Raw genomic sequence first — 6,526 nt, forward strand, 5'->3', positions numbered from 1 at the left:
AGCCCGACATTTTGGAAAAATGTAGCATCACATCGGTTTTTCCCATCGATGGTCTTGCGGCTATGATCGTCACTTCTCCATCCTGAAAACCTCCCGTCAAAACATCGAGCTTTTGGATACCTGTTGTTGCGGTTATCAGCTCTTTTTGATCTTCCCAGGGTGCCTCATAGATCTCTGACAACGCCTGTGTTAACGACGTGTGATCCTCCACTTTTAATTGGTTAATTTTATCCAATTCAGAAATGACCTTCACAATCTCCCAATCATTCATGGCGGCCAGTTTTAAGATGTTCCTTTTTTCTCGTTCTTTCCACAAATCAAGGATAAGCTTCTCCATATTGTCGAACTTCTCGAGATCGGCATACGCTAACAACTCGGAAAGATAGGACATCCCGCCAAATACTTCTAGGTCAGGTAAGGTTGTAAAGGTGATTAAATCAATATTCCTGCCTGCCTGGGTTAATTCCAGCATCCTCCGCATTAATTCTTTATGCCGTATACTTTCCAGCTGTTCAGGCTTGACTACGGTATCCTTGAGTAAATATTCAGCCTTCATCAGGCTTCCTAAAAATGCTTTTTCTGCAATACTCACCAGTCTTCACCTGCCGTAATATCAAGGTCAAAACCGCTTGGGATATCTCTTCCTCGAGAAAACGATTCCGTTGATTTCCTATGCTTTTGTACAGACTTTTGGCTCTCATCATGTGAATCAATTTCTTCTAGGGACAGTAAGGATTCATTTTCCCAGTTTTTCAGAATAGCTGCCACATAGGTCAGCCTTCGCTTGTTATTCGCACATGCAATATTCATTGCTTTTAAAATCACAGCTTTTGGCTGTATAAATCTAGAATCATCTAACAAGGCTAATAGCTGCTCTTTCGCATTCATGTTAGAAAAACCAAATCCATTATTGTCCCAAAACTCAATAATTTCTTTCACATCTACAAGTTTTTGGTTATTATGTAAGGTATCGTCACTATTTGGATTACTCTCCATTTGGGGATAAGGAACTTCTTGTTGTTTATCTTTATCTTTCTCTTTATCTTTCTCTTTCTCTTTCTCTTTCTCTTTATCTTTATCTTCTTCTTGTCCACGTATCGTATATGGATTGGTCAACGTATCGTCAATCTCTTCACATTCAGGAGTTAGATCGGTAACAATCACATTTTGGTCACTAACTTTATTGCTGAAAATAAACTCTTCATTTTTACAAAAAGATTCATAGAGGCTGCGGAATTCTTGTTTTTGAACCAACTCTGAAACATATTGAATTAATGACACATCTTTAACCGCTTTTAATTCTGAAAAAATACAATCCATCATTGGTTTACCAGCTTTATCAAAGTTATTTTCCCCCCAGTTTTTAATTGCAAGCTCTCTCGTTTCAGGATTGTAGCGAATCAGCTTGTGATGCCCGATGAATCGTTCCATTAATGAATGAACACTTTCAATGGAATAGCCCATATCAAATGCCATCTGCTTTTTCGTAATTTGATAGATTCCTATTTGAGTACTACGCTGATTCGTTAAAAGATATAGATAAAAGTATCTGTCCTCTGGTGTCATCTCCTCCGAAACCATTGGATCCATCCAAAAATCCATACGCACTTTTCTAAACTTTGCCATCCTCAACCACTGCCTTTCTCCTAATAAATTCCTTCATACTTTATATATAAATAAATGAAGAAAAAGGTCATAGAATTTTCATTTGAATGTGAATACTTTATGACATCTTTTCATCACCTTGTCCTTTGCGCCGGATTTAGGTGAAAACCCACCTCCTTTGCTTCTCTAAGATATCGAGTTTGGCGGAGTAAAGCGAATCACCAAATATCACATTTGAGGGCATTTTTAGCACGTAAACGTCAAAAAACGCCATCAAATTTGATATTTGAAGGCGTTTTTTGCAATTTTGATCATTTTTCACCCTTTTTTTGTGAACAAAAAAAGTGCCTGGCATCAACCAAAAATTTGATAGGTGCTTGGCACTTTTATATTTAATTTTCAACCATTTTTTCAAGATTAAAAAGTCTTTTGTCCATCTCTGTTAATTTTTTATTGATATATTCTACTTCAAAATCTACTGTATTTTTTCTGAAGTTTTAGAAGACCAATTACGTCTTCGGTCTTCATATTATTTAGGTAGATTTAGTTGCCACGAAACTCCAAAACGGTCATTTAGCCAGCCAAACTTCTTACTGAAACCATAATCTCCTAATGGCATAAGTGCTTGTCCACCCTCGTTCAGTTGCTGATAAAGATGGTCAAGTTCTTCTTCAGTATTACAAGTAACAAATATTGAGAACGAAGGTGTAAAGGAAAACTTATGTTTTACATTACTGTCAATGCACATAAATTCTTGACCTTTTAAGGTGAAAGTAGCTTGCATGACAGTTTCTTCATCCCCACTTTCATTTGCACCATATCGAACAATATTTGTAATTGCTGAATCCTCAATCAGAGATGTGTAAAAATTCATTGCTTCTTCTGCTTTGCCATCTTGAAACATTAAAAATGTTGAGACCTTTTCCATTATAAATCTACTCCTTTTAGTATCTATTTTCTAAATTATAATTCAACTTGTATGATAATATCCATTCTTTTATAGGGGTGCATTTTCCTATACAAAATCTTATATAAATTTTGCATAAATGGCTTTAGACTTTGCTAAATTAAAATTTCTCTTATTAGGACATAAAACTCTGAATATATTAAATATTGGGTTATTAAATACAATTAAGTAAGGAGGTATTGTCATGAATGGACAGTTAAACAGTGAGGCGGTAAAGGAAGCCAATTCCAATCGTTGGGCAAGAGCAGCAAAGATATATGGTATTGGTTATATCGCAGCCCTTTTTCCAGGGATAATTTTTGGGTTTTTTTTAAGATTAGTTATGGGTATCATTGCTTATTTTTTTCCTCAAATGGCGAGTGGATTTCATTGGTCAGGAACACTCCTAATCGTATTTCTCGGTATTGCTATAACCTTAGCAAACAGTATCTGCTATACATTCATTTTTCATCATTCCAGGAAAAGCTGGCTGGTTAAAGGGTTTTTATTTGGTTTGTTACTGTTAATTGTTTATGGAACTCCTTTGTTTCTGTCCAACCCAAACAATGAATTATTTGGACCACAAGCACCGTTAGGAATAGCCTTATTTTCGGCCTCGTTTTTTATCGGATCCTTCCTTCTTGCCTTAGTGATTGAGTACATTACAAAATGGTTCGACCAATCAAAAGGCAGGCTGAAACTTGCCTACCTTAGCTTTGCCATTCTTTCCATTCCAGCCATCCTAATGCTAGTAAATATGTTTATCGAGATTTTTACCGAAATGCTGCCGAAAATAATAAACAACTAATTGTTGTAGAGTTTTTTTTGTCCGCCCGTAGTAGTCATAAATAACCGTTACAGGAACGAAATGGTAAGTTCTAGTCCTCTAACGTTTAATATTCTAGGATAAGTTTTTTCCCTTGTGCAACTTATTTGTATGTTCCTTATTTATATAAAACCGTGCAAAAAGATTGCTCTAGACCCACCCGTATTTTACCTGTTATCATTGACACGTGGCTTTGAGTGGGGGAACTGGAATGGAACAGGAAAAGTATAATGATCTTAAATTAGGTGAACGTGGAGCTATTATTAGTATCATTGCCTATATATGTCTTTCAATCTTAAAACTAGTTATTGGATATGTAAGTGATTCCGCTGCTTTGAAAGCAGATGGTCTAAATAATACAACCGATATCATCGCATCTATTGCTGTACTCGTTGGACTAAAGATATCGCAAAGACCCCCGGATAAAAACCATCGATACGGACATTGGAAGAGCGAAACGATTGCGTCAATGATCGCTTCCTTTATCATGGTAGCGGTTGGTCTTCAAGTGTTAATTGAAGCTAGTACCTCTATGTTTCAAGGAACGAAAGAGTCACCAGATGTTATGGCAGCATATGTTGGTGTTTTTTCAGCATTCGTTATGTATTTTGTTTATCGATACAACAAGAACTTAGCTCTTAAAATTCATAGCAAATCTATCATGGCAGCTGCAAAAGATAACATTTCGGATGCCTGGGTAAGTATAGGAACAGCCTTAGGTATTTTCGGTTCACAATTAAATATGCCTTGGCTAGATAGTGTCACTGCAATTGCTGTAGGAATGTTAATATGTAAAACGGCTTGGGACATTTTTCGAGTAGCATCCCTCGAACTTTCGGACGGTTTCGATGAAGATAAAATCCATCTTTATAACGATGTCATCAAAGAATTGGATGGCGTTAAAGGAGTAAAAGAAATTAAAGGAAGAAACTATGGGAATAATGAAGTAATAGATGTTGTTATTCTTGTTAATTCTACGCTAGGTATTAAAGAAGCACATGATATTGCTACCTTTGTTGAAAAAGTCATGACGAAAGAATATGGCGTATATGATGTTCATGTTCATGTAGAGCCAAATTAATCAATAGTATACATAATTAGATGGCATGAGAAAGGTTAAGCCCTCGTTTTCTTTTAAAACAACCATCAAACTAATTACAACCATCCGTTTGATGGTTATTTTTTTTCGTATCATATATCCACTAATTTATTTCCTCTAAAACCATTCTCATATTTAACAGAACCTAAATTTTAAGGCGTTCTTCGATTTCTTCTCCTCCAATACCAATATAACTAACCTTTTTCTCTGGTATGAACACACGATAGGAAACAATTCCGGCCTCAGCAATCTCTTTTAAGAAGTCTAAAAATGGGAGTGCGATGTTAGCGATTGCCTCAAGTACCCTATTTCTATTAAATTGATTTGAGATTACCAAACTTACTTGAGAATCTGTTTTAAACTCCGAATGGACTCCCATATATGTGGCTTGGCCCGTAGCAACATCGATTTCGTATTCATTAATGCCTCTTTGGGTCAATTCATCTAAGAATTGGGGAAAGCTTATCTCGCCGTTACTTCTTCTGCGGATTATCTCTTGAAACTCGCTTTCTGTTAGTTTGTCATTCATCCATATACCTCCGATTCGAATCCATTCAATATTATCCCTTCAACATCATCATTCTAACCTCGAAGGTACTTCTTATTCTTGTAAAATTGTTACATTTACTCGTTTACATATAACGGGTTCCGTTCCTGTTGCAAAACCTGAAAATGCAATCAAAAATCGAACATTGAATATGTAGTGCGTATTCTGCTGATTCTTGGGTTTTGCATCTTCTAATAATTTGAATTATATCCCCAAAACCCAGCCAAAATAGGTTAGATGCTCTTCCTGCGTCCTGTAATTTTAATCCCACTATTTTGCCTAATTCAGACATAATAACTTCTTTCATACACGTCTCCCTGCATTTGATTATTATTTAAGGAATGCACCCCGTTCAACAAGGATTTCTTTTATCATTCTACAAATCTTGAGATAATCGGATCATATCCCTGCACTGTATACTGTTTTCGAAAATCTCTTCTGAATAGTGCCTAATGAAGAAATCTATATCAACGCCAGTAATTCTAAAACCATATTTTTGGTATAGGGCTAATTGTCCGATGCTAGAATTTCCAGTACCGACTTCTATGGTTCTGTAACCATTGGACTTAGCTACTTCAATTGCATTCATTACTAGTTGTTTCCCCAAGCCTTTGCCGTGCAAGGTTTCTATTACTGCAATATTCACCAACTCCACGGTTTCAGGTCTTATCGGGAGAAGTACATAAGACCCAATAATTTGCCCATCATCTTCAGCTACAAAGCATTCTCCCCTTTGCATATATTCCTCAAAGATTATTCTAGAAGGGTCAGCTAATAACAAAAAATCCATTGGGGGCTTTTCATCTATATTTAGTTTGCGAATAACCATATTACTCTCCCCTACATAACTATATTTTGATTTCATTTTACCATTCAATTCTTGTTGAACTTAACTCGCCCCGTTAGTGAAACAAGAAAAGCCGCTAATGGCAGCTGGATCTTGATCTCTTGCAATCGTTAGAAGAGTTTTTATTGTTGATATGGATTTTTAAGTACCTTTTGCATAAATAGTTCTGGATTAACTATCTGTTCAAAACCGTATTGGTTATATAATGAATGTGCATCATTAGTAGCTAACATAAATCTACGAACTACCTGTAATTCAGAATGGTTTGTGATAATACCCATTAACCATTTTGATAACCCTAATTTCCGATAATCTTGCAATATAAACACATCACATAGATAGGCATAAGTTGCTAAATCAGAAATTACCCTTGCAAAACCAACTTGTTCAATAACGTTTTTACCTACTTCACCTTTAAAAACTCCAAAACATAACGGAGAATTTTCAATAGCCTTTTTTACTATTTGCTTGGGTATCCCCTTTGACCAGTAGGCTTCTTGACTCAAGAAGGTATGTATTAATGTTAAATCTAAATACTCTTTATTTGTAGAAATTGAAAAGCCTTTATTAATCCACATTTCCAAATTAAGTCCCCCCTATTTTTTGAATGATCTGCAATAAATTAAACTACAGATTTATATTTTGTTCAACTAAAC

8 protein-coding genes are annotated in these 6,526 nt (G+C 35.6%); 2 read left to right on the forward strand and 6 right to left on the reverse strand.

What is annotated here, in order from left to right; genetic code table 11:
- The 3 genes from BDR01S_RS23990 to BDR01S_RS24005 all read right to left on the reverse strand — a co-directional run.
- On the reverse strand, positions 1-592 hold a 592-nt coding region (locus tag BDR01S_RS23990; protein WP_305802430.1), incomplete at its 3' end, for a DnaB-like helicase C-terminal domain-containing protein.
- The gene (locus tag BDR01S_RS23995) at positions 589-1,626 is read right to left on the reverse strand and encodes a DnaD domain protein (protein ID WP_066259979.1); all 1,038 of its coding nucleotides are present in this window, start codon (positions 1,624-1,626) and stop codon (positions 589-591) included. The genes BDR01S_RS23990 and BDR01S_RS23995, both read right to left, overlap by 4 nt.
- 508 nt (positions 1,627-2,134) lie before the next feature.
- Positions 2,135-2,533, reverse strand: coding sequence for a VOC family protein (locus BDR01S_RS24005; RefSeq protein ID WP_066254198.1), 399 nt, complete (start codon positions 2,531-2,533; stop codon positions 2,135-2,137).
- Between the two features lie 223 nt (positions 2,534-2,756).
- Here BDR01S_RS24005 and BDR01S_RS24010 point away from each other — a divergent pair, with 223 nt between their 5' ends.
- Positions 2,757-3,359 carry a hypothetical protein gene (locus BDR01S_RS24010; protein ID WP_066254195.1) on the forward strand — a complete coding sequence of 201 codons (603 nt, stop codon included), beginning with the start codon at positions 2,757-2,759 and terminating at the stop codon, positions 3,357-3,359.
- Between the two features lie 229 nt (positions 3,360-3,588).
- A complete protein-coding gene (locus tag BDR01S_RS24015; protein ID WP_066254192.1) occupies positions 3,589-4,458 on the forward strand; it encodes a cation diffusion facilitator family transporter in 870 nt (289 codons plus the stop codon).
- Positions 4,459-4,621: 163 nt separating this feature from the next.
- Here the strand turns inward: BDR01S_RS24015 and BDR01S_RS24020 are convergent, their stop codons facing one another.
- The 3 genes from BDR01S_RS24020 to BDR01S_RS24035 form a co-directional block, all read right to left on the reverse strand.
- Positions 4,622-5,005, reverse strand: coding sequence for a DUF1398 family protein (locus tag BDR01S_RS24020; RefSeq protein ID WP_066254189.1), 384 nt, complete (start codon positions 5,003-5,005; stop codon positions 4,622-4,624).
- Between the two features lie 394 nt (positions 5,006-5,399).
- The gene (locus tag BDR01S_RS24030; RefSeq protein WP_066254183.1) at positions 5,400-5,852 is read right to left on the reverse strand and encodes a GNAT family N-acetyltransferase; all 453 of its coding nucleotides are present in this window, start codon (positions 5,850-5,852) and stop codon (positions 5,400-5,402) included.
- Between the two features lie 140 nt (positions 5,853-5,992).
- Positions 5,993-6,448 (reverse strand): GNAT family N-acetyltransferase, encoded by a 456-nt coding sequence (locus tag BDR01S_RS24035; RefSeq protein WP_066259977.1) that lies wholly within the window; start codon positions 6,446-6,448, stop codon positions 5,993-5,995.
- Positions 6,449-6,526 lie beyond the last annotated feature (78 nt).

Source organism: Neobacillus drentensis NBRC 102427 (assembly GCF_001591445.1).
Lineage (GTDB): Bacteria > Bacillota > Bacilli > Bacillales > Cytobacillaceae > Neobacillus > Neobacillus drentensis.

Bases quoted from the DNA above. Each gene is read 5' to 3' on its own strand.
- BDR01S_RS23995 (WP_066259979.1), bottom strand. From the start codon at position 1,626: ATGGCAAAGTTTAGAAAAGTGCGTATGGATTTTTGGATGGATCCAATG.
- BDR01S_RS24005 (WP_066254198.1), bottom strand. From the start codon at position 2,533: ATGGAAAAGGTCTCAACATTTTTAATGTTTCAAGATGGCAAAGCAGAA.
- BDR01S_RS24010 (WP_066254195.1), top strand. From the start codon at position 2,757: ATGAATGGACAGTTAAACAGTGAGGCGGTAAAGGAAGCCAATTCCAAT.
- BDR01S_RS24015 (WP_066254192.1), top strand. From the start codon at position 3,589: ATGGAACAGGAAAAGTATAATGATCTTAAATTAGGTGAACGTGGAGCT.
- BDR01S_RS24020 (WP_066254189.1), bottom strand. From the start codon at position 5,005: ATGAATGACAAACTAACAGAAAGCGAGTTTCAAGAGATAATCCGCAGA.
- BDR01S_RS24030 (WP_066254183.1), bottom strand. From the start codon at position 5,852: ATGGTTATTCGCAAACTAAATATAGATGAAAAGCCCCCAATGGATTTT.
- BDR01S_RS24035 (WP_066259977.1), bottom strand. From the start codon at position 6,448: ATGTGGATTAATAAAGGCTTTTCAATTTCTACAAATAAAGAGTATTTA.